This is a genomic window from Virgibacillus sp. M23, assembly GCF_034190895.1.
GTDB lineage: Bacteria > Bacillota > Bacilli > Bacillales > Amphibacillaceae > Virgibacillus > Virgibacillus salarius.
Window position 1 is genome coordinate 96437 of record NZ_JAWDHA010000003.1, and the last position, 21415, is coordinate 117851.

At 37.4% G+C, this 21415-nt stretch carries 22 protein-coding genes and 1 pseudogene; 12 read left to right on the forward strand and 11 right to left on the reverse strand.

Annotated elements, in window-relative coordinates; translation table 11 throughout:
* Nucleotides 1-515: 515 nt before the first annotated feature.
* The 3 genes from RVS70_RS02045 to RVS70_RS02055 all read right to left on the reverse strand — a co-directional run bounded on the left by RVS70_RS02045 (nt 516) and on the right by RVS70_RS02055 (nt 2569).
* On the reverse strand, nt 516-1199 hold the full coding sequence (locus RVS70_RS02045) for a DUF421 domain-containing protein (RefSeq protein ID WP_321132460.1): 684 nt from the start codon (nt 1197-1199) through the stop codon (nt 516-518).
* Between the two features lie 220 nt (nt 1200-1419).
* Nucleotides 1420-2184 carry an HAAS domain-containing protein gene (locus RVS70_RS02050; protein ID WP_121604128.1) on the reverse strand — a complete coding sequence of 255 codons (765 nt, stop codon included), beginning with the start codon at nt 2182-2184 and terminating at the stop codon, nt 1420-1422.
* Nucleotides 2185-2212: 28 nt separating this feature from the next.
* Complete coding sequence (locus RVS70_RS02055) at nt 2213-2569, reverse strand: PadR family transcriptional regulator (RefSeq protein ID WP_051388409.1); 357 nt, start codon at nt 2567-2569, stop codon at nt 2213-2215.
* A 157-nt stretch (nt 2570-2726) separates the two neighbouring features.
* On the opposite strand from RVS70_RS02055, the gene RVS70_RS02060 reads away from it, so the two are divergent.
* The 3 genes from RVS70_RS02060 to RVS70_RS02070 are packed head-to-tail and all read left to right on the forward strand — an operon-like array spanning nt 2727 to nt 4732.
* Nucleotides 2727-3104, forward strand: coding sequence for an SLAP domain-containing protein (locus tag RVS70_RS02060; protein WP_051388404.1), 378 nt, complete (start codon nt 2727-2729; stop codon nt 3102-3104).
* A 57-nt stretch (nt 3105-3161) separates the two neighbouring features.
* The gene (locus tag RVS70_RS02065; protein WP_321132461.1) at nt 3162-4124 is read left to right on the forward strand and encodes a D-2-hydroxyacid dehydrogenase; all 963 of its coding nucleotides are present in this window, start codon (nt 3162-3164) and stop codon (nt 4122-4124) included.
* A 47-nt stretch (nt 4125-4171) separates the two neighbouring features.
* Nucleotides 4172-4732 (forward strand): HAD-IA family hydrolase, encoded by a 561-nt coding sequence (locus RVS70_RS02070; RefSeq protein WP_121604125.1) that lies wholly within the window; start codon nt 4172-4174, stop codon nt 4730-4732.
* A 312-nt stretch (nt 4733-5044) separates the two neighbouring features.
* On the opposite strand, the gene RVS70_RS02075 is transcribed toward RVS70_RS02070, so the two are convergent.
* The 3 genes from RVS70_RS02075 to RVS70_RS02085 all read right to left on the reverse strand — a co-directional run bounded on the left by RVS70_RS02075 (nt 5045) and on the right by RVS70_RS02085 (nt 7622).
* Nucleotides 5045-5365: a hypothetical protein gene (locus RVS70_RS02075; RefSeq protein ID WP_026682344.1), complete on the reverse strand. Its 321-nt coding sequence runs from the start codon at nt 5363-5365 to the stop codon at nt 5045-5047.
* A gap of 272 nt (nt 5366-5637) precedes the next feature.
* Entirely contained in the window at nt 5638-7125 is a 1488-nt protein-coding gene (locus RVS70_RS02080) for a PH domain-containing protein (RefSeq protein ID WP_121604124.1), read from the reverse strand.
* Nucleotides 7125-7622: a PH domain-containing protein gene (locus tag RVS70_RS02085; protein WP_321132462.1), complete on the reverse strand. Its 498-nt coding sequence runs from the start codon at nt 7620-7622 to the stop codon at nt 7125-7127. The genes RVS70_RS02080 and RVS70_RS02085 overlap by 1 nt, the downstream gene beginning before the upstream one ends.
* Nucleotides 7623-7801: 179 nt before the next feature.
* Here RVS70_RS02085 and RVS70_RS02090 point away from each other — a divergent pair, with 179 nt between their 5' ends.
* The 4 genes from RVS70_RS02090 to RVS70_RS02105 all read left to right on the forward strand — a co-directional run bounded on the left by RVS70_RS02090 (nt 7802) and on the right by RVS70_RS02105 (nt 10970).
* Nucleotides 7802-8371 (forward strand): bifunctional transcriptional activator/DNA repair enzyme AdaA, encoded by a 570-nt coding sequence (locus RVS70_RS02090; protein ID WP_240455803.1) that lies wholly within the window; start codon nt 7802-7804, stop codon nt 8369-8371.
* A gap of 2 nt (nt 8372-8373) precedes the next feature.
* Entirely contained in the window at nt 8374-9288 is a 915-nt protein-coding gene (locus RVS70_RS02095) for a DNA-3-methyladenine glycosylase (RefSeq protein ID WP_321132463.1), read from the forward strand.
* On the forward strand, nt 9272-9775 hold the full coding sequence (locus RVS70_RS02100; protein ID WP_205389280.1) for a methylated-DNA--[protein]-cysteine S-methyltransferase: 504 nt from the start codon (nt 9272-9274) through the stop codon (nt 9773-9775). The genes RVS70_RS02095 and RVS70_RS02100 overlap by 17 nt, the downstream gene beginning before the upstream one ends.
* A gap of 472 nt (nt 9776-10247) precedes the next feature.
* Complete coding sequence (locus RVS70_RS02105; protein WP_121604121.1) at nt 10248-10970, forward strand: Crp/Fnr family transcriptional regulator; 723 nt, start codon at nt 10248-10250, stop codon at nt 10968-10970.
* 157 nt (nt 10971-11127) lie between these two features.
* Here the strand turns inward: RVS70_RS02105 and mobB are convergent, their stop codons facing one another.
* The 3 genes and pseudogenes from mobB to glp form a co-directional block, all read right to left on the reverse strand.
* On the reverse strand, nt 11128-11613 hold the full coding sequence (mobB, locus tag RVS70_RS02110; RefSeq protein WP_034679445.1) for a molybdopterin-guanine dinucleotide biosynthesis protein B: 486 nt from the start codon (nt 11611-11613) through the stop codon (nt 11128-11130).
* 175 nt (nt 11614-11788) lie between these two features.
* Nucleotides 11789-11900 (reverse strand): annotated as a pseudogene (locus RVS70_RS02115) (molybdenum cofactor biosynthesis protein MoaE); the annotation flags it as partial.
* A 28-nt stretch (nt 11901-11928) separates the two neighbouring features.
* Nucleotides 11929-13173 (reverse strand): gephyrin-like molybdotransferase Glp, encoded by a 1245-nt coding sequence (gene glp, locus RVS70_RS02120; RefSeq protein ID WP_121604120.1) that lies wholly within the window; start codon nt 13171-13173, stop codon nt 11929-11931.
* 457 nt (nt 13174-13630) lie between these two features.
* On the opposite strand from glp, the gene RVS70_RS02125 reads away from it, so the two are divergent.
* The 3 genes from RVS70_RS02125 to ric all read left to right on the forward strand — a co-directional run bounded on the left by RVS70_RS02125 (nt 13631) and on the right by ric (nt 16608).
* Entirely contained in the window at nt 13631-13822 is a 192-nt protein-coding gene (locus tag RVS70_RS02125) for a hypothetical protein (protein WP_121604119.1), read from the forward strand.
* 471 nt (nt 13823-14293) lie between these two features.
* Nucleotides 14294-15817, forward strand: coding sequence for a NarK/NasA family nitrate transporter (locus tag RVS70_RS02130; RefSeq protein WP_121605809.1), 1524 nt, complete (start codon nt 14294-14296; stop codon nt 15815-15817).
* A 101-nt stretch (nt 15818-15918) separates the two neighbouring features.
* Entirely contained in the window at nt 15919-16608 is a 690-nt protein-coding gene (gene ric, locus RVS70_RS02135) for an iron-sulfur cluster repair di-iron protein (protein ID WP_121604118.1), read from the forward strand.
* Between the two features lie 283 nt (nt 16609-16891).
* Here ric and RVS70_RS02140 read toward each other — a convergent pair whose 3' ends face one another.
* Both RVS70_RS02140 and nrdD read right to left on the reverse strand, forming a co-directional pair.
* Entirely contained in the window at nt 16892-17551 is a 660-nt protein-coding gene (locus RVS70_RS02140; protein WP_166529986.1) for a 4Fe-4S cluster-binding domain-containing protein, read from the reverse strand.
* Nucleotides 17552-17571: 20 nt separating this feature from the next.
* On the reverse strand, nt 17572-19515 hold the full coding sequence (nrdD, locus tag RVS70_RS02145; protein ID WP_321132464.1) for an anaerobic ribonucleoside-triphosphate reductase: 1944 nt from the start codon (nt 19513-19515) through the stop codon (nt 17572-17574).
* 258 nt (nt 19516-19773) lie between these two features.
* Here nrdD and modA point away from each other — a divergent pair, with 258 nt between their 5' ends.
* Nucleotides 19774-20568 (forward strand): molybdate ABC transporter substrate-binding protein, encoded by a 795-nt coding sequence (gene modA / locus RVS70_RS02150; protein ID WP_166529987.1) that lies wholly within the window; start codon nt 19774-19776, stop codon nt 20566-20568.
* Nucleotides 20549-21229, forward strand: a complete 681-nt coding sequence (gene modB, locus RVS70_RS02155) for a molybdate ABC transporter permease subunit (protein ID WP_321132465.1) — start codon at nt 20549-20551, stop codon at nt 21227-21229. The genes modA and modB overlap by 20 nt, the downstream gene beginning before the upstream one ends.
* Nucleotides 21230-21415 lie beyond the last annotated feature (186 nt).

The window sequence follows — 21415 nt, forward strand, 5'->3', positions numbered from 1 at the left end:
TATGCAATAAAGTGAAACCAAAATGGATAAGTATGGATCAACTGCCCGTAAATGTCCGATTGGTTCCAAGGTCTTTAGATCATACTTCTGTGGTACAAACAATCGGTGAGGGATAAACAAAACTCCCCACGCATTGAAGTTTCACTTTATTTGATAATAATCGCTTAATTTCCATTATAGATTATAACATGGACTCTATCATACTTACTATGTTGAAATAGGATTGAATAGTATGAAAGATGGTGACGGTGGCTAATAATAACGGCGGTTTTGGACTAAACATCGCGGAGAGGATAGTTAGACTTATCAACTATACTTTTTAATAGCTAAGTTTTTAATTAATTAGGTCAATAATAAGATGATAGGTGCTTAAAGATGGTGTAATAAAAGCGTTCGATATTAAATATTTATACCTTCTAAAGGTAGTAAGGCATTTTAATGTTGTTTCAACCTCGATATGAACATTTGCAAATGGAATAATGTTACTAACCTCCATTAGAATACTAACTATGAAATTACATTAATCTATATGGAATAATCATCATTCCATCGTCTTCTAGCCATTCAGCAAAGAGAACATTTTCAAATTTATCTATCCCTTTGCTTAATAATTGATCGTTAAGCCAGTGTATGTCTTTGTTTATCTCTTCTAGATTTTCTTTAATCAATTTCCCATCAGAAATTAACGTTATAGGCAGATAAATGGTGAAAGCAGGGAGGTTGAAATCTTGTAAGGTTGTCTTTTGATATTTTGCTTTTTTTAATACACTAATAGAACCATTTGGTTCAATAAATGCAAATGATACTTCCCGAATGGAGAAGATTTCACTTTGACGGAGTAAACTTTGTAATTGGTTTATATTCATTCGACATTTTTTTAACTGCTGATAGTCAACTTGTCCATTTCGAATTACCATGGAAGGCTTACCTTCAAATAATTTTCTTAAAAATAGAGATTTTTGACCGATGTAATCAAGGAAAGATAGTAAACCTCCCCAAATAAGGATTGCTACAAAGATATGCAAGATAGGGACCCTTTCTTCATAAATTGCATTTCCCAACAACTCGCTTAGTACGATTGCAGAAATAAAGTGGAAGGGTGTAAACTGATCGATTAACTTTTTACCTAATATGCTGATAAAGACAAATAGAAATAAGAAACCTATCGCTAGCTTCATAGACATTTGAATGATTTCCACAGTTTATTCTCCCATCTATTGTTCCGTACTCATATATTCATAGTTTTACCAAGATTGTTTCGATACATACAGAAATATAAGATAAAAAGCTTTATCTCATCCGTTTATATGTTGCTTTATTTCAATATATGAAAAGGAAGGGGTGTCCAATGTTTTTAGCAAGCGTATGTAGAGTAGTTTCTATCGAGGCTACAAAATTTGCTGAAAAAAGCCGTACCCATTATGAATGAGCGCGGCTTAATTTGCTATGAATAACAAGGTAAATGGCAATACCAACGAAGCTGATGGATGTTCCTAAAAGGAGGTGAAGCGTTTCAGAAATATGAAAGGAATGCAAAACGGTATCTGGTAAGATTAGTAATGCTAGAATAATCAACATGGCCCACGTTTTTGCCCAATATGAAATAGCTAGTAGTAAGGCGAGTGTAAGGATTGCAGTAATTATCATACCAAGCATTTCTAGATGGATAACGGGTGTTTCTATTACTTCGTTTAAAAAGATTAAACCTATGTACAAACTAATTGGCAATAGGCCAAGTACGTAAAAAATGACATATTCGACTATTTTGGAAAGATTATGTGCAGCAATATATTTAAATGCTTGAAATACACAAATGATAAAAACAGTAGCAATACTTAAGTAACCAATGATTTCTAATAGAGAATAGGACACGCTCCCCTGAAACAGGTCATTCATGATAATAAAACCAAAGGAGCCAAAAACAATAATAACAATATACGTAAACCATTCCTGATAGTCTGTTAGCATTTCATCAGAGATTTGATCCATATATGCCTTAGGCGATTGCCCAACAATGTTATCAATTGACTTGCCATCTCGCTCTGCCTCGATGAGGTGCACTTGTAATTCCTCTACGATATCCTCAATTTCATCTGCATTTTTTCCACTTGAGAATAAATAGATGCGTAAATCTTCTAAGAATCGTTTACTCTTTTTCGAAAGTACAATACGATTTGTATTCATTTCAACATCCCCTTTATGTAAATAGGCTTTATTTTGTCTCATCGCTCAGTACACGGTTTACGTTTGCTTGCAACGTTTGCCACCGCTCCATAAAATGTTGTAATTCGCTTTCACCTTTTTCTGTCAGTGAGTAATATTTTCTTCTTGGTCCAGCAGTTGATTTTTTTAAGGTTGAAGTTACTAGCTCTTCTTTTTGCATGCGCATAAGTAATGGATAGATCGTTCCTTCGCTAAATGAATGGAAGCCGTAGTCTTCAAGCTTTTCAGCTAGCTCATATCCATATACCTCTGTATCCTTAATAATTGCTAGCAGACAACCATCGAGAATACCTTTCATCATTTGAGTTGTAGACAATGGAGTAACACCTCTTTCTTTGCCTTGCATTACAAGGTAATGCAAGTATACGATTATTTACCTTGTAATGCAAGGTATTTGTTTTTGTAGTTAAAAAATAATGGAAAAGTGCATTACACAGTAGCCAGTGGAAGAGTAATTTTCATGTAAATGGTATACTAAGGGAAGAAAGGATGAGGTGGTTAACATGCAACGTTTAGTCTTTGAAAAGGCGTGGGACAAGACAATTGATTCACAGGATAGACAGGACCTCGTGAAAGCATTTGAAAAAGCAAATCAAGCAGATCATCCGGAACGGTTTATTCCATTTTGGCAAGCGCGTAATCACCGTGATGACCTTCTTATTACAGTAATCATTCAAAATCTAACGGACGATATTCTGACATTGGATGGTGTGCGTTTGACCTACGATGAAAAAGGTTATGCAATTGCTACCCATACCTTTTCAGATGCAAGGTTAACGCTTGAGCCTAGATGTAGTATGCCGTGGACATTTATTTTTCCTAAGTCTACGATACAACAAGAGCCTGAATTAGAGTCTGGTTATGTAAGAGAACGGAACTAAAGTAACTATTTCTTTAAACTAGAGGGGCCGGCTAGCCACTTCATATAGGAGGAAATGATGAAGAAGCGAACCTTAGTGATAAATCTTGATTTGGACGAAACACAGATAAACACAATAAAAGAAATAATACCAGAATGGAGGGTAGTGGCAGATAAACATCCTGAGAACGTATTGGAGCAATTATCAGAGGCGGAAGTGATTCTGCATTGGAAGAAAGCGATTGCCCCAACCATACTGGAGCAAAATACGAATTTGCAATGGGTACAAACATGGAGTGCAGGGGTGAACAGTCTTCCGCTTGCTACTTTAAAAGAAAGGAATATTGTAGTAACAAGTGCGAATGGTGTGCATGCTTATCCAATTTCAGAGACTATATTTGCTTTAATGCTTGGACTTACTCGTAAAATTCATACGTATGTTCGTCAGCAGCAAGCAAAGCTATGGCATCATGCTCACCTCAACCAAGAGATCCATGGCAAGACCATTGGAATCATCGGCGTTGGAGCAATCGGTTTAGAAACAGCTAAAATTGCGAAGGCATTTGGGATGCGTGTACTTGGTGTACGACATTCCGGAAAGCCGACAGATGATGTGGAACAGATGTATCGAGCTGATCAATTAGCTGAAGTACTTCCGCAATGTGATTTTGTCGTAATAACCTTACCGTTAACCGAGGAGACGAAGCAGATGTTTGCAGCTCAGCAATTCCAACAAATGAAGGAAACCGCCATATTAATTAATATTGGACGTGGTCCAATTATTAATGAGCAGGATCTTGTCCATGCTCTGCAACAAAAGCAAATTGCTGGAGCGGGGCTGGATGTATTTACAACGGAGCCATTACCATCAGAAAGCCCACTTTGGGATATGGAAAACGTCATTATAACACCACATACAGCTGGTTCTACTGAGCATTATGCTAAGCGCGTCATCGATGATATTTTTTTGCCCAACTTACAGCGCTATGCTAAGGGAGAATTACCAAATATGAATGTTGTTAACCTGGAAAAAGGGTATTAATGTCGCCATCGTTTAGCAGCCGATTAAGAAGCAAAGGAATGATTTAATTGAATATATTATGGGATTTTGATGGTACATTAATAGATACATACCCTCGTTATACGGAATGTTTTAAGGAGGTTTTACAGGACAAAGCGGATGAACACGAAATTTATCAACAATTAAAGATTTCGTTTGGTCATGCTATTACCTATTTTAGGATGACAAGAGAACAAGAAGAAGAGGTGAGACGTCTCATAGATCATATCTCGCCCGAAGAAGTAAATCCTTTTGAGGGGTTAGAACATGTCTTGCAATTTGCTGATACCAATGTCATTATGACGCATAAGGATCGTAAAAATTTGCTACGTGTATTAAACTACCATGGTTTAGCGTCATATTTCTCGGATATGGTGACGATCGATGATGGTTTTCCTCGTAAGCCGGATACTTCCTCATATGTTTATTTACATGAGAAATATCGGCTTGATTTAGCTGTAGGTGATCGCGAAATTGATCTGATCCCAGCAAAGAAACTAGGAATAAAAACATGCAGCTTCCAAAATCAATATATTTCAGCTGATTTCTACCTTACTAGTTATACTGACTTTTTTGAGGTTGTAAAATAGTTGTAGCGCATACCCTCCTGAACGAATGGTGATATAACACCCGCCCGTTTAGATAAGTCTGTTGTACAAGGATTCATCCCACATATAACTGGCAGTAAGAACCACACTTCATGCAAGTGAAGCTAATATGGATAAGTGGGGGATCGACAGTAAATATCCGATTGGTTTAAAGGCCTTTAGGTCATACCCTTGTGGTACAAACAATCCGTTGGGGTCAACAAAACCCTTACGGATTGAATCTTCACTTTATTAACCAACAGGATGGATGCTTATAACTTTTCCATGGTTTAGCTTCTTACGGATGGAAATACATTATATACTTCCACCCGCACTGTTTGTGGAACTTGACTGTTTCCTTTTTTCAATTGCATTCACTCCCATGACTACAATGACGAGTTCTGCCATGCTTATATGGTTCGTGTGTTTAACTAGTTCATAAGCAGGGGAAGAAAAGAAATGATTCATTCGCTTAAACATAGCAATTTCATTACCCTTCGTATCGACAACAGTGAATGCTTTTGAGAAGGTAGGAGAAGTTATCGTATAAGTCCCCCTGCCAGTAGTTTTGTAGCTATATTTTTTTGAGAATGAGAACCAGCTTGTTTTTAATACAATTCCGAAAGAAGTCTCCATCTTCTAGCGTGTGAAGGGCGTATCCCAACGGTAAGGGTGGTAAGTGGTGGGAGTAGTTCACTACACCAAGCACTTCGCATTGTGATCATATACCGTCCATTGATTAGAAAAGGACGCAAGCTTTCCTGAGGCTTGTTTGACTTGCTTGTCATCATATACGGCAACTCCAGAGCGAGAAAGCAGTCTTTAAATCAAGATAGCCTATCTCCTCATTATGCTTATTCTTCATAGTAGTATAGCCGGATGATAAAAAGTTATCGGAAATAAAAACATTATTGTTCTCCATAACTGTCACCTTCCATATCTAATGCTGGTTTACGTCCGGTATACCAAATAAACGCTCCCTTTGCCTGATCATAGGATAGATCATCTAATGTCTCCACATGGATTGGTTTCCCTCGGTTTGTTGTTGTAATGGTGGCAAGTCCTAAACGTTTTTTTAGTAGTGATTGAGATAAGTCAAATTCGATAATTTTTTCACGAGTTGTTATGACAGTAGTTAACGAAAAGCCACCGGAACGAATCTGTAGAAATTCCTCATGAATCAAAAAGCGTGTAAAATAGAAATCTAATATACGAGAAGTATATGTTAATACAAAGAGAATCGGCGAAATAATCCACCATTCAGGCTTCCAAATCATTAGTATTGCTGTAACAATTAACCAAAGCCACGGAATGCGACATAATCGTACGATAAGTGACTTCTTCGGTAAACGTTCCATTTCTGTTTTCACTTCAAAATCAGGAAGCAGCTCTTCGATTAGTGTAATCGCTCGTTTAGTTGGCAAGAATGGATACAAGGAATTAACCTCATCCCCGGAAAAATCAACTCCACCTGCGCTAATGAGCTTAACTTCTGCTAGATGTAGTATTCGTTTAAATAAGGATTGTTCGATATGGACAGCTTGCACGTTTTGTTTTCGTATCGAAAAATGCTGTTCATTGAGTATGCCCTTTCTAATATAAATACGGTTTTCATCAGAAGCTATTTCATATTTTCCATACTGAAGGTAGGTTCGTACTAATCCAAAGACTACAGCAGCAAGAATAACCAACATAATAACGATTGTTAACAATAGCCAAGAATGGATGAGGAAGTCGAAGGTCCCCTCAGCGAAGTCTGTCAGATCGTAAACCTCATTGATATTCTGAAAGACGGAAATGAGTAAAGGAATAAGCAATAAATAACTAAAGGACAACACGGAGGCCTTCAAAATATCATTCTTGCTTGGATTAAAATGGATCGTTCTTTTTTCATGATTAACCAAGTCCTCAGAGGACTCTATTCTCACACAATCTTTTTCTGCATCTTGTTGTTTAAATTGATCCAACGTATCTTCCATACGTTGTGCTTCTTTTATTGCTAGAGCGGTAAATGTAAATGAAGCATCATTACTTTCAGCCCCAGTTTCTAACGTTATGGACGTTAATTGAAACATGCGTAAATAAAATGGCGTATGTGATTGGACATTTTGGACACGTTGGTATGGAATAGTGTGGTGTTTTTTGGTAAATACGCCTTCCTCTATTTCAACAGCATCCTTTTTTAGCGTATAGGTTGTTTTCCACCATTTTAGAATGATAGAAAATAATGCGTAAACCAAATAAACGATAAATAGAATTCTGCCTATTTTCACCCACATAGCATCATTGGATAAGTTAATAATAAATAAAATAAAGAATATGAAGAATGTATTCTTTAGAGATTTAATATAGGAAACGGGTATCATCAGTGGATGCATTCGCTTGCTTAAATCCATTAGTATTCCACTTCCTTTATCCGCGCTAGTGTTGCAATTTGATTTCTTAGCGATGTTGCCTCTTGTTCGGATAGTGCAGGAATCTGGTGGGTGGACGCCATCGTCCCGATAGAAATCGTATACAAATTGTATTTTCGTAATAATGGACCTTGTTCCAATCCGACATACTGTACTTTGGTCATCGGAATCATTTGATTATGAATGTGCCATTTACCGTGCCGTAATTTTACATACGCTTCGTCTACCCCGTATCGCCAATATTTTTGTAGCAATACAGGCTCGAAAAAGATGGACCAGATCGCAGTGATAATATCTAAAGTAAGAACAATCCATAGGACATAAGTGACCCAATTATACCAGTCAAAATGATTATCAAGTATAAGTAGGATTATTGCCATCAGTATAAAGCTTATATGGATCATGCAATTAGAGATCCGCCAGACGCGAATGGCGTCTTTGGAAATGTGTTGATCAGGTTCTTTCATGTTTGCATACATATGTTTGTCACCTTCTATCATCGAAATAATAAAATTGCTTGTCTTTTATTACGAATATGATGTCCGATTTGTTTCAATAGATTTGCGAAAGACGGTAACCGCAAGATTGAGGACGATAAGCAAGTGAATTTTTTGTTAAACTAGGAATAAGGTAGAAACGTGAAGGGAGTGAGCTTTCCATGATCGATCTTTCCTTTGAAGAAATGTGGGAGCGGATCGTCGCTTGTGATCGAATGTATGATGGACAATTTTACACAGCTGTCAAGACCACAAAGATTTATTGTCGCCCATCTTGTAGATCGCGTAAGCCCAAAAAATGTAATGTAGAATTTTATGATCGAATGGATCAAGTAGAAGCGGCGGGATATAGGCCATGTAAAAGATGTCAGCCAGAGGTAGAGCACTCCCCGCATGTGGCACTTGTGCAGAGCGTTATCTCGTATTTGCTACAGCATTATAGGCAACGAATTGTCTTGCAGGATATTGCTGATCACATTGGTATGAGCTCCTATTATTTAGAACGAGTGTTCAAAGAGGAAACATCGGAAACACCTCGCACGTATTTAGAAAAAATTCGGATGGATAAGGCGGCGTATTTATTAAAAAATACTGATTTGAAGAATTTGGAAATTTGTTATCGAGTAGGGTTTCATAGCCCATCTAATTTTTATAAAGTCTTTCGTAAACATCAGCATTGTTCACCTAGTGAATATCGAGATGGCCTAATTCAGCAAGGAGGGGAACGGTAAGAATGAAATGGTGCGATTGCCAAACATATATAGAAATAATCCCTCCGGAACATTTTAATTTTCATGAATGTTTGCTATTCCTTAACAGGTCAGATCAAGAGATTGTACATGTTATTCATGAGGAAGGTGTATATAAGCTGTTAAAAATAAACGATTCTATAATACTATGTCGCATTGTTTATAATGATCAGGTACTAGCCGTCCATTTTCCAATAGAGGTTCCTTCTACCGAAGAAAAGCGAGAGGTAGTGCGCTTTATTTGTGAATGGTTTGATTTAGATAGGAACGTAGAATTGTTTTATCAAGCTGCAGAACAGGATCAGTTGCTCAGCCGACTTACATTAACGTATCGAGGCTTACGCATGATTGGTATTCCCGATCTCTTTGAAGCATTATCCTGGGCAATTATTGGTCAGCAAATTAATTTAACCTTTGCTTACAAATTAAAAAGGCGATTTACAGAGAAGTATGGGGAATATATGACATTTAAGGGAGAAACGTTCTGGCTGTTTCCAGAGCCAGAAAAGATTGCTATACTAACTGTCAAAGAGCTAAGAGCCCTGCAATTTTCTACTAGAAAGGCAGAATATGTCATCGGCGTTGCTAGGTTAATACGTGATGGTTATGTAACCAAGGATGACTTACAGGGAAAGGATTACGATACGATAAAGCAGGCGTTAGTAGCGATTAGAGGTATTGGAAACTGGACAGCCGACTATGTGTTGATGAAATGTTTTCGGAGAGCCAATGCATTACCAATCGCCGATGTCGGCTTGCACAATGCTCTAAAAATTCAGCTAGGCTTAGATAAAAAGCCATCAATAAAGGAAATTGAAGTAATAGCAACGAATTGGGAAGGCTGGCAGGCTTATGCTACCTTCTATCTTTGGAGGTCTTTATATGATGAACCTGTATAAAGTTGATTTTCCATCACCGATTGGTGTAATAGAGATTGCTGGAACAAAAGACACTGTTTATTCCGTGTTATTTGCTGATCGTGAAATTGTTGAATATGCTCGAACTTCGGATACGCCACAAGCTATTGAAATTTGCTATCAGCAGCTAGAGGAGTACTTTGCTGGAAAACGATTGGAATTCACGTTTCCTTATGAAGTGAGCGGAACAGCGTTTCAAAGAGAGGTATGGCAGGCATTGACGACCATTCCATATGCAAAAACGGCTAGTTATCGTGATATTGCACGGACTATCGGTAGAGAAAAGGCTGTTCGCGCAGTTGGAAGTGCCAATGGTAAAAATAAAATTAGTATTGCCATCCCATGTCATCGAATTATTGGAGCAAACGGGAAGCTAACAGGCTATGCTGGTGGTTTATGGCGGAAGGAATGGCTATTGGAGCATGAGCAACGAATCAGCTCTAGTGAAAAAATGGATTTGCTATCATGAGCAAAATAAAATTTTTTGGGTGTTATCAGAGTATATCCAACGTTTATTCGATGAACATATGGATAAAGGAAGGGTAAGGCGTTTATTTAACCCGCATATAAACTAGCAGTAAGACCTCATTTCAAGCAATAGGGTAAATTGCCAGTAAATGTCCGATGGATTTAAAGGCCTTAGATCATATCCTTGTGGTACTAGCAATCAGTGGGGGATTAACCAAAGCCTCCTACTAGCTAATTGCATTCATCATAAAATCAAATAAACCCGTTGTTCCACGAAGTTGGTCATATACTTCTTGGCAATGCCCATCTGGCTAGTCCCACACTTTCCGTCTTTTGCATTATCACCTAAACCCAATAAAACGATAACGGAGTTCATTCAATATATTGTAAATTATTACGTCTCTACATCATAAATGTTCATGATAAAATGATATATGTAAAACCTTTGATACTATGGAAAGGGGCTGATATATATGCAAACCAGTTTGCTTGAAAAATCACCTCATGGTAGAGAGCGTATATCCCATGAGCTGTATGCCCTACTAGAAGAAATTGGTTCAAAGAAAAAAATGTATAAGGACTCCCATCTTTTTCATGAAGGAATGGAAGCTCATGAAATTTACCTGATTAAGTCTGGTCTGATTCAAATTAATAAGCTTACTGCAGACGGCAAGGAATTATCTCTTCGTATATGTAATCATGACGATATTGTAGGCGAGCTTACATTATTTAGTGAGAATGCTAGGTACTTTCTCAGCGCGAAGGTTGTGGAGTCTGGTGAGGTCGTAATCATTAATAAGGATAGATTGGAAAAAGAACTCCTCTCTAATGCTGCCTTAACACTTGAATTTATGAAGTGGTCGGGAAACCATATGCGGAAATTCCAATCTAAAATTAGAGATCTGCTCTTGAATGGCAAAAAAGGTGCATTATACTCTACGCTTATTCGTTTATCAAACAGCTATGGTGTAACTTGTTCTAATGGTATTCTTATTGACATGGCTTTTACTAATCAAGAGATGGCTTTGTTTTGCGCAGCAAGTAGGGAAAGCGTCAATCGGATGCTTAGTAGACTTAGGAAAATGGACATCATATCCATTAATAGTAGCGGAAAAATTCTCATAAAGGATATTCAGTTCCTAAGAGATGAAATTGGCTGTGAGGATTGTCCGATTGAAATATGCAACATTAACTAAATAGATGAGTGTTTTTAAGCGTATAGGAACGTTTATGGTAAGTGAGGACAACACCGAGTCGCTTCTGGAAAATTATATAGCACAGTATTACGCTAGTACAGGCTGATGAAGAATGGCATGCCTATTGCCTGTATTGGCGATCACACTGTGCTATTCTTTAATCAAAGTTATTAAGAAGCCACCTCATGAACGCCTCGATATGATTAAATATTGGATACGGATCGGAGCGTTGCTGTAATGGTAGTGATGTTATGACTGCCTGAATGTTTGTCATTTGATCCAAGAGGTGAAGGTCTTGTTCACTCCTAATGAAGACAATTTTGCTATAGTTCGCTTGCTTGTATCCTTCTATGATCAACAGCTCTATCCCCATCATTTGATAGATTTTCACTATTTGGTCTACATATACAGGATTTTGATAAGATAATTGAAGCATACCATCTCCTTCCACTCCTGAGATAATTGCGCCTGCCTTTACGTGTTTTTCACTATCTTTGTTCTCCATTCCCAATGGATAACCACCATGGCCGTGATGTTTTAAGGAGGCTACTCGGAATCCTTGTTTGGAGAACGTTTTAATCATTCTGGATACAAGGGTTGTTTTTCCGCTGTTTTTATATCCGACAACTTGAATAATTTTCATATGAATCCTCCTCAACCACTGCTTACAGATGGGATGAAAGCAACCGTATCCCAGATTTTACTACGCCTTCGTTTCTAGCATATCCTTCGTTAATCGCTACATTGTTTGATCTAATCCGAGAGGATACATGTTCTTTAGTTTTTCTTTAAAATCTGTAATTGTTATTTGTCTAACCGTAAGCTTGATATTCCAAATAAAGGGTACGTTCCCTCTGCCCATTCTCGGACAGTACCAATAAATGTTGTTATTGCATCAGCTTTCCTTTTAACTAAGGCATCGACCTGAATTGGTTATTCTACAATATTAAAATAATACTTACATATCATCTAATAAAATTACCGAAATTTCACTACCCTGTTTGTATCCCCTTGTACCAGCAGGAAATTCGATAAATACATTGGCAGCCCCAAGCGAGGAGACAACGTTGGATTTATCCAACCCAATTGGTGTCGCGACTAACTTTCCTTGATGAAAAGTTAGACGGCCCCTGACAAATCTGTCAAACGGATTTGGTTTGGAGAAATCAGCACCCAATATTGCCGTTTCCTTTTTTAAAAGTGGATGAAAAGCATGGAGAAATTTTCGAATTGCCGGCCTTGTAAAAAGTTCAAAACCTACAAAACAGGCAGATGGATTCCCTGATAAACCAAATAACAGCTTGCCTGTTTTTTTTGCAACAGTTGTGACACTGCCAGGACGCATTCCCACTTTATTAAATAGAATTTCTGCTCCCAGTTCTTTATAGATATCCTGCATATAATCGTAATCTCCGACTGAAACACCACCGGTAGTTATTAAAATATCGACCTGATCCAATGCCTGTTTCACTTGCTCAAAGCAGGCTGTGAAATGATCACTGAACTGACCAAAATAATAGGGTTCCCCTCCTGCACGTATTACTTGTGATTGAACCATATAAGCATTACTATTTCTAATTTTACCTGGCTGTATTTCTTCATCTAACTCTAATAGTTCACTACCAGTTGCGATAATTCCGACAGTTGGTTTTTTGCTTGTGGGAACATGCTTATAACCGAAGGTGGCTAATAAGGCAACTATTCCTGGACTGATATAGGTGCCTTTTTTAGCTAGAACCTCTCCAGATTTGGCATCCTCACCGGTAAAGGAAATATTCTCTCCTTGTTGTAGCCTTCGTTTAATTTGGATGTATCGTTTTTCACAAGCTTCATACTCTTTTACAGATTCAAACATAATAACGGCATCGCAACCATTGGGGACTTGCGCACCTGTCATGATTCGTACGGCTTGCATTTTGCCAACCTTCCCAGTAAACACGCTCCCGGCACCAATCTCTGCAATAACTTCATAGTTTTGAGGATTGGTACTAGCAGCAGCTTCTGTATCCTTAGAGCGAACTGCAAACCCATCATAGGGCGAGCGATCAAAAGGAGGGATGGGATGATCAGCTACCAAATCGTCTCCAAGGAAATGTCCGTAGCTTTGATGGATAGGGATGTAATGGATACTTCCCTGGGGAGCATATTTGATCACACGTTTTAATGCATCGTTCACTTTAATTGGTTTTCGACGTTCAACCATTTAATGTAACCTCCTAAACGATTAGTTTCTTATAGAAATTTTGTGCTTGTGTCATAGAATTCGTTCCATGAATGAGGCTCCTGCCATCTTTAAAAAAGACAATGCGTTAGAGTTCATATTTCATGAAAAGCAAAAGGAATTTACCCCCTTACTAAATTGATAGCCTAATTGAATTGTTTTTGTACTAAGTTAAGAAAGTATAAAATCAGTGCAATGACTGCGTTAAGCCAAGTAGTTATTTTGAAATGTTTGTGTATATTGGCAATGCTCCGACTAATTACTTCGCTTTCCGCGGGCACGGCCTCAACTAACTTTGCAAAGAAGAACACGTTACAAAGTGGATTTTCGGCTCGCGCTAATCCCGCAGGAGTCTACGTAATTAGTCTCCGCTATGAGAATGTGCAACAATTCTTGTCATAAGTAATAGGTTGACTTTTTTTACAAAAAATCGTTATCCGTGAGTATAAAAACAGCTGTGTTACTTCATGCTAGCGTTGTAGAGCCTGATAATAGCGAAGGCCGGCTACTTCAACTCCTGTGGGAAATGTTTGACCTGAAGATCCACTTTTTTGAGCGGGTTTTGCTAAAAAAGTTAGCTGAAGGACAAACCCCACGGAAAGGGAAGTGGGCAGCCGGAGTGATTCCATAATAGCTACTAGAGGAAGCGTAAATCTGAGCATGTAGTGATAAGGACTGAGCGAATTTTGCTCAGTTTTTCTTATTTTTTCTTTTGTTATATTCATGAACTTTTCTTCCGTGGAGTGTTTGTTTAATCTATGTGTCATACGATTCCCTTTTCAATTCCTAAAGTAACCCCATTGAAATATAGTTTTGCCACGCTTCGTTGTCTCTTTTATCCCGCATATAACTGGCAGTAAGTCTCCACTTTAGGTACTAAGAGTGAAACCAATAATAAAGTGCTTTTTGTATCTGTAATTTAAGTTAATCATAGCGCATTATGCGAAGTTGTGAAAAACATCACTCTATACTTATGGTATGTCACTGCTTTCTCTGTGAATTACTACAGGATAAATATGTGATGTTTTTCACAGCCAATCATCAAGTAAATCGATATCGTAAAGATGTCGAGATCAACTTGGAGAAAGGGGAAATTATTCCTATGAAAAAGCCTGGTATACAGTTATCGATGCAAACATCTAGCCTAATTGTTGGATTTATGATCTGGGTTTTAATCTCATCTTTAATGCCTAGTATTCGGGAAGATATTGTTTTAACATCAGGTCAGGCTTCACTAGTAACTGCAATTCCTGTGATTCTTGGGTCTATATTACGTATTCCTATTGGATTTTATGCCAATCGATTTGGCGCCCGATGGGTATTCATAGTTAGCTTTATCATCCTACTATTCCCTGTCTATTATTTGAGTATTGCAAGCTCCTTTACAGATTTATTAATAGGTGGATTACTTCTCGGGGTTAGTGGTGCTACATTTTCTATTGGGGTCACATCGCTACCTAAGTATTATCCAAAAGAAAAACATGGTTTTATTAATGGTATTTATGCGGTTGGGAATGCAGGTACGGCCATTACAACTTTTGCAGCGCCTGTTATCGCTCAGTCTCTGGGCTGGCAAAGCACTATTCGATTATATATCCTTTTAATAATCCTTTTTATTGGATTGAATTTTTTGTTTGGTGATAAACAGGAAACAAAGGTCAAAAATTCGATGTCTGAGCAAATAAAGGGTGTGTATCGTAATGCTACACTTTGGTTTTTAAGTCTGTTTTATTTTGTAACATTCGGTGCCTTTGTCGCTTTTACGGTATTTCTTCCAAACTTTTTAGTGAATAATTATCACTTAGATACAGTAGATGCGGGTTTGAGGACGGCTGGATTCATTGTGTTAGCCACGCTCTTTCGCCCTTTAGGCGGCTGGCTGGCAGACAAATTCAATGCGTATATTATGTTAATGATTACCTTTATCGGTATCGCATTTTCGGGGATTTTATTGTCCTTTTCCCCAGGAATTGGCTGGTACACCATAGGGTCTATTGCTGTTGCTATGAGCGTGGGTATTGGGAATGGAACCGTCTTTAAACTTGTTCCTTTATACTTCTCTAAACAAGCAGGTATTGTAAATGGCATCGTCTCTGCAATGGGGGGATTAGGTGGCTTTTTTCCGCCAATCATACTAACAGCTGTTTATACAATAACAGACCATTATTCTATCGGTTTTATGGCTTTATCTCAATTTGCATTCATATGTTTAGTGATCGTCCTGTTTTTATATTACCAAGATCAGATGAATATTGAACGGAAAATTATTGAAAGTACTGCAGAAGCAATTATTATAACCAATAAGGATGGTGTTATCCAAAACGTGAATCCTGCTTTTACTCGTGTTACCGGTTTTACAAAAGAAAATGTAATTGGCAAAAAACCAAGTATACTACATTCTGGAAAACAGGATGCTGCCTTTTATAAGAAAATGTGGGTCCATATCCATCAAAAGGGATTCTGGGAAGGAGAAATTTGGAACAAACGAAAAAATGGAGAAATATACAAGGAGTGGCTCAATATAAGTGCCGTTAAGAATAATGTTGGTGATGTTAAATATTATGTAGGCATGTTTAATGATCTGACAGAATTCAATCAGTCGAAATATAGAGATCATCATAGTTAATAAGTGATAATTTTGCTTTTTTGTAAAAGTGATTTCTATCACTGACTCTAGAAAGGAAATAGCTTACATTGGAGATAAGTCAGGTATTGGAGGTAATCATAATGAATACATTTACGAAAGATCACACACCAGCTCATATTGTAAAGATGTTCCCGAAGGCCAGTGACTTGTTTAAGGAGCATCAGATTGACTTTTGCTGTAACGGAGATCGCCCTCTTAAGGAAGCATTTGCTCAAAACAATCTTGATGGAGATGCGATTTTAAAGGAATTAAATACCAATTATCAAGGATGGCAGGCAAATGATTCTACTGTCGATTGGGGTACGTTCTCTATATCAGAACTAGTAGATCACATCGTTCATACACATCATGCCTATTTGTTAGAGGAACTCCCTGCATTAGGGGAATTTGTTACAAAGGTTTTTCGTCGACATGGAGCAGATCAACCACATTTAATAGAATTGCATCGATTATACAATCATTTCAAAGTAGAAATGGAGGAGCATACTTTAAAAGAAGAGAATGAACTTTTTCCTTTATTGAAGGAATACGAATTAAACCCGAATGAAAAGCTGTTACAGCAAATTTATGAGACAATTCATAAATTAGAAAAAGAGCATGACGTTGTTGGAGAAGACTTGAAGGAAATGCGGGCCATTACCGATGGATATCAACCTCCTGTGAATGCATGCGGTACGTATCAAATTACCTATGCTAGATTAGCTGAATTGGAAGATGATACATTCCAGCATGTTCATTTGGAGAATAATATCTTGTTTAAGCGAATATAAACGACACAAAAACCGAGAATGACATATCTTTTGTCGTTCTCGGTTTTTGGTAGTCTAGGAAATTAAAAAATTTGCCGATGTGGATAAATAGGCGCATGTTGAGCTGCGTCCGGCTTCAGATTTTTCGGAAGCAAAGACGCTTTCCTGGATCTTCCTCGCCCTTTTCCTGTAAGGTGTGATTCGGATACATCGCACATAGAAAAAGATAAGCGCTCTTTTTACTATTTTATCGTTCCGCTTTTGCTATCTATTTTAGTTATGTATCCGATCCATGTGTTTCGTATTAGCTCCGTGGGTAAACAAATTCATTTAGGAAATAAGGCACAATGCTTCTATGAGATGCTTTTCTTTCCTCTACAAAATGCTTTATCTCTGTAAAAAATGCCTCATCTAGCAATGGATATTGCACTGTTCGAACTTGGTCTAAGATTGAGTTATGTTCAATTACTGCGTCAACACTTGCGATTAATTGATCAACAAGTTTTTTGCTTGGTGTGATTCCCATAACATCTTTATATATTTGTGCATCTTCTTCTATATCTAATACATGATATGGCAGCTTCATATCGATATGGATGCCATCAACAAGGTTTTCCGCGTATAATGCACGAACCTTTTGGTAATAAATTCCGCTAGTTGTTACAATTATTCTTCCACCAAAAAGTGCTCTCACTTGTTGCAATAGGTCACGCACTTCATCTAATGGGTTAATCAGAAATTCGCCTCCACTGAACATTATAGCATCGAATAAAAAGCCACTTTTCTTCAAATAGTCATATAAATCATTTGTGGTCTTATATTCTTTTGGTGTGTTAGCGATGATTTCCTCATAATTATGACAGTCCAAACAATGAAGGGGACAGCCTGACAATGAATGAATCAATAATGTGGTATGATTAGGCAAGTCAGTAAATGTGCGAATAAAGTTATTGTATAATTTCATTGTGATGTTATCACCGCTAATTAACGGTGGACAGCCTCCTTCAACGCAGCTTCTTTTAATCGTTTTCTCATCGCCCAATCGTATCTTCTCGCTTTTGACCAGAAGTTATATCTCCCTTCATAATATCCCTTATCATCTACATGGACGTTGTTTCTGGAGATCATTTTCAAATAACCAATAACTCTGCTGAAAGTTGCAATGTCTTTTGATTCACAGACGGGACAACGATGAATGTTCTTAGCATCTTCAGCAATGATTTTCTGACCGCAACTCATACAAGACGTAATCGTTGGTGTCAATGTAATATAATTAATCGGTTTTTCAAAAATTTTATCCATGTATTTGGCTAAGGCTTCTGGTTTTACTTTTACTTCAAGAAAATGATGTAATACACTGCCGGATGTAGCATAGCCTTGGAATTCAGCACTGTTTTCTAATTGTTCTGCGAAATCATCTTCAGAAAATGGAGTCATACAGCCACTAGTCAAGTAAGGATTATCTCCTTCACCTTGTACATAGATTTCACGATTATTTGCTTTTGCCCATTTAAGGTCATGGCGTGCAAGTTTAATGGCAGCATTTTCGGCAGGGGCATACTCAATTCCACATGCCACGTTATCTCTCACAATAAATTCATTTACAATCTCTGTCATGTATTGCATAATTTCGTGAGCAATCATTTTACCATTTTTATCTTTAATTCCATCCTTATAGCCTAAATTAATGAGACCTTCATTCATACCAGTAAGGGCGAATACATTAAAATAGTTTTTCAAGTTTTTATTAAAGGCGAAAAAAGTCGGATATAATTCTTTGTTTTGTTCAATCCACTTTCTCTTTTCCATGTGGGCTTCCTGCATAACTTCCATATACTCACGTATCTTCACTTTGACGAGATTCATATCATGTCCGAATTCCAAAAGCACCCTGTTCATGTTTAAATTGAGCACCTGTACAGCACCTGTGGAGCCTGTTGATGATCCGAAAACACCACCACCGGCTTTCGATAGTGTCTCTAAGTTGATTTGCAGCCTACAACAGAGACTCCTACTCACTTCTGGATCCTTTGCTTGAATGAGTGGATTTAATGCTTTGTAATATGGATCCTTAAATGGCTTTGTTTTAAAGTTCTCAAAATATACACCACCCCAATGATACATTTTATCCAGTAGTTCGATAAATAATGGGTTTTGGTAATCAAAATGATCATCAATTTGGACTGTCAATAATGGGAAAGTAAAAGGAATTCCATCACTACCTGTTCCATTTTTCATTACATTAATAATTGCTTGGTTGATACGATCAAAGTAAGTTGCTGGTATATCCTTATACTGGATATTTCGTCCTTCACCACCGATAATGATATATTGTTCTTTTATTTCTTCAGAAGGTTTCCCAAACTCTAATGTAATATTAGAAAAACTACTTTGTGCCCCAGATCTAAGTGGCATATTTAGTTCCCAGATAAGACTTTGAAATAGCCCTACGAGTTCTTCATCTGTATACGTAATACTACGGCGCTCCTCATCAAACAAATAAGAAGCTGCAATGGTTGATAGTTGTGCTAACATAACTGCACCTGAGACTTGCTGTGATACTAGTGTAACAACATTACTAAAATGTCGTAATAAAGTTGACATCCGCTTAGTTGGTTTGGATGAGATCATATTTTTAGCCAGCGATGGTATACCTTTTGTAGCAATATCCTTACAGCTAATGGATACACAATATGGTGCAAGCTGTTTATCGTGTACATAGACAATTCCCTCATCATATAACTCTTTTATTTTTAATGGGAGAATATGATTAAAAAGAAATTCTTCCTCCGCATGATTGGTTAAATTATGCCTTAAAAGTGGTAAGGAATAAACATAATTACTGTTTTCGTGCCTAAGATAATCTGTTTGCTTGTTTTCTTGTTGCAATGTAAATTTGTCGATAATATCAATCGTATTTTGGAACATGCATAAACCTCTCCTTTAGACTTATGTATCTTGTTAATCTTCTATCATCCTAACACAATATATAGCGTTTGTTTGTGATTGAAGTCACTATATATTGATGTGATTATAGAAGCAACAGGTAAAAATGATCAAAGTCTTAAGCCCCCTACTGATTGAAGTTTCACTTTATTATGAGTGATTTTTAAATAATGTGATGAAAGTCATTGCTAAGTAGTATGAAAGATTATAGATTATTATCTATAGAATAGAGGTGGAAGCATGAAAAGGATTACGTTAGGCATTACGCTTATTCTTATTCTTATGATTATTACGGCGTGTTCCAATAAACAGAGTACAGGTCCATCTTCAGATAAGAAGGGAAATGTTGAGTTAACTGTCTCAGCAGCAGCAAGTTTGAGGGATGGAATGGAAGTTATTCAACATACCTATCAAGAAGCGCATCCAGAGGTGGATTTAAAAATTAATTTTGGAGGGTCTGGTTCTCTGCAACGTCAGATCTCTCAAGGAGCACCGGTGGATATTTTTTTCTCAGCAGCAGTAGATAAATTTGATCGATTAATCGATGAAGGAAAAATTGCAAAAGAAGATGGCGTTGATCTTCTTGGGAATGAACTTGTATTGGTTGTTCCCAAAATTAAAAGGTCTACTATTACAAGCTTTCAAGATCTTGTAAAGAAAGAAGTAGGTAAAATTTCCATTGGTATACCTGAATCCGTGCCAGCTGGGAATTATGCCAAGGAATCTTTAAAAGAGATGAATATATGGAAAGATATAGAATCAAAAATAGTTTATGCAAAAGACGTTCGGCAAGTATTGTCTTATGTTGAAACGGGTAATGTTGATGCTGGAATGGTATATAAAACAGATGCTATCGTTTCTAATAAAGTGAATATTGTCTCAAAAGCCAATTCAGAGACACATTCCCCTATTACTTATCCAATTGGAATCATCAAGACTTCAAAAGATAACAAAGCAGCAAAAGATTTTTATAATTATTTACAAACCAACAAGGCATTGAAGGTATTTGAGGAATATGGATTTACTACAAAATGAGGTAGTTATGCAAAAATTTTTGAGTCCAATATGGTTGTCTATAAAGGTGACGGCCATATCTGGTGTTGTAGTTATTTTAATCGGAACAATAGTAGGACGATTTTTGGCCAGAAAGACGTTTAAAGGAAAAGCATTATTAGAAACCATCATTATGCTTCCAATGGTTCTACCTTCCACGGTCGTCGGATTTTTGCTAATCATCCTATTTGGAAAGAATAGCATAGTTGGACAGGCTACTGAATGGCTGTTTAAGCAACCCCTTATATTTACATGGTGGGCTGCTGTTATAGCTTCTGCAGTTGTTGCCTTCCCACTTGTGTATCAGTCTGCCAAAACGGGCTTTCAAGGGATCGATCTTAGTATTGAGGAAGCAGCAAGGGTAGACGGAGCAAATGAATGGAAGATTTTCTTTCTGATTTCCATTCCGTTGGCTTTCCGCTCTCTGGTATTAGGGAGTATATTAAGCTTTGCGCGTGCCTTAGGCGAATTTGGCGCGACGTTAATGTTTGCTGGTAATATTCCAGGAGTAACACAGACCATTCCTATGGCAATTTATATAGCGCTTGATTCAGGGAATATCGAATTGGCATGGCTATGGGTGATCTCGATAGTTATCATCTCCTTTTTCATGTTACTAATGGTCCGAATAAAACAAGAATAATGAGTGTAAAAGTAAAAAATGAGGCATGAGTTAAGCGGACGTGAGCCTCCTTAAGAATTTTATGGTAGGTTACTTTCAGAAAAGGATTTTATTCCCTTCATCTTTTAAGCTGACTTAACAGTTTAAAAGAAATCGCATCGTTAACTACCTGAATGTGGAGGGATTAATTGCCCATAAGAGCTCGAT

Coding starts and splice junctions, on each gene's coding strand:
- RVS70_RS02050 (WP_121604128.1), bottom strand. CDS start 2,184: ATGAATACAAATCGTATTGTACTTTCGAAAAAGAGTAAACGATTCTTA.
- RVS70_RS02055 (WP_051388409.1), bottom strand. CDS start 2,569: ATGCAAGGCAAAGAAAGAGGTGTTACTCCATTGTCTACAACTCAAATG.
- RVS70_RS02060 (WP_051388404.1), top strand. CDS start 2,727: ATGCAACGTTTAGTCTTTGAAAAGGCGTGGGACAAGACAATTGATTCA.
- RVS70_RS02065 (WP_321132461.1), top strand. CDS start 3,162: ATGAAGAAGCGAACCTTAGTGATAAATCTTGATTTGGACGAAACACAG.
- RVS70_RS02075 (WP_026682344.1), bottom strand. CDS start 5,365: ATGGAGACTTCTTTCGGAATTGTATTAAAAACAAGCTGGTTCTCATTC.
- RVS70_RS02080 (WP_121604124.1), bottom strand. CDS start 7,125: ATGGATTTAAGCAAGCGAATGCATCCACTGATGATACCCGTTTCCTAT.
- RVS70_RS02085 (WP_321132462.1), bottom strand. CDS start 7,622: ATGTATGCAAACATGAAAGAACCTGATCAACACATTTCCAAAGACGCC.
- RVS70_RS02090 (WP_240455803.1), top strand. CDS start 7,802: ATGATCGATCTTTCCTTTGAAGAAATGTGGGAGCGGATCGTCGCTTGT.
- RVS70_RS02095 (WP_321132463.1), top strand. CDS start 8,374: ATGAAATGGTGCGATTGCCAAACATATATAGAAATAATCCCTCCGGAA.
- RVS70_RS02100 (WP_205389280.1), top strand. CDS start 9,272: ATGATGAACCTGTATAAAGTTGATTTTCCATCACCGATTGGTGTAATA.
- RVS70_RS02105 (WP_121604121.1), top strand. CDS start 10,248: ATGCAAACCAGTTTGCTTGAAAAATCACCTCATGGTAGAGAGCGTATA.
- mobB (WP_034679445.1), bottom strand. CDS start 11,613: ATGAAAATTATTCAAGTTGTCGGATATAAAAACAGCGGAAAAACAACC.
- glp (WP_121604120.1), bottom strand. CDS start 13,173: ATGGTTGAACGTCGAAAACCAATTAAAGTGAACGATGCATTAAAACGT.
- RVS70_RS02130 (WP_121605809.1), top strand. CDS start 14,294: ATGAAAAAGCCTGGTATACAGTTATCGATGCAAACATCTAGCCTAATT.
- ric (WP_121604118.1), top strand. CDS start 15,919: ATGAATACATTTACGAAAGATCACACACCAGCTCATATTGTAAAGATG.
- RVS70_RS02140 (WP_166529986.1), bottom strand. CDS start 17,551: ATGAAATTATACAATAACTTTATTCGCACATTTACTGACTTGCCTAAT.
- nrdD (WP_321132464.1), bottom strand. CDS start 19,515: ATGTTCCAAAATACGATTGATATTATCGACAAATTTACATTGCAACAA.
- modA (WP_166529987.1), top strand. CDS start 19,774: ATGAAAAGGATTACGTTAGGCATTACGCTTATTCTTATTCTTATGATT.
- modB (WP_321132465.1), top strand. CDS start 20,549: ATGGATTTACTACAAAATGAGGTAGTTATGCAAAAATTTTTGAGTCCA.